Annotated in this window: 2 protein-coding genes (1 of these 2 only partly in view); both read right to left on the reverse strand. The window is 48.3% G+C overall.

What is annotated here, in order from left to right:
* Window positions 1-276: DUF1542 domain-containing protein (locus tag HT715_RS08720; protein ID WP_172922911.1), on the reverse strand; the 276-nt coding region annotated here is incomplete at its 3' end.
* Window positions 273-402: the end of a YSIRK-type signal peptide-containing protein gene (locus tag HT715_RS08725; RefSeq protein ID WP_172922912.1), read on the reverse strand. 2,168 nt of this gene lie beyond the right edge of the window; only the last 130 of its 2,298 coding nucleotides appear in the window; the start codon falls outside the window, past its right edge; the stop codon is at window positions 273-275. The genes HT715_RS08725 and HT715_RS08720, both read right to left, overlap by 4 nt.

Genomic DNA, 402 nt, shown 5'->3' on the forward strand with positions numbered 1-402 from the left:
TTTTCCTACTGGATTCCCCTCCGTAATGTCAGCTTCTCCTGTATTTTGAGCTGTTGTGACCGCTGTTTGAGCTTGAGTAGCCGCTTCTGGAGTATCCGCAGTAGCTGGCTGTTGGTCAATGGCTCGGGTAGCTTTGTCCGCTGCCGCTTTAGCTTGTTCCTTAGCCACTTGTTTTTCATCTGGGCTAAGCTGGTCATTTCCTTCAATCTCAGCTTCTTTCTTATCAAGCTCATCTTGAATAGCTTTTTTAGCCTTGTCTTTTCCTACTGGATTCACCTTCTTAATGTCAGCTTCTCCTGTAGTTTGAGCTGTTGTGACCGCTGTTTGAGCTTGAGTAGCCGCTTCTGGAGTATCCGCAGTAGCTGGCTGTTGGTCAATGGCTCGGGTAGCTTTGTCCGCTGC

It is taken from the genome of Streptococcus sp. 4155 (assembly GCF_013276695.1).
Lineage (GTDB): Bacteria > Bacillota > Bacilli > Lactobacillales > Streptococcaceae > Streptococcus > Streptococcus pseudopneumoniae.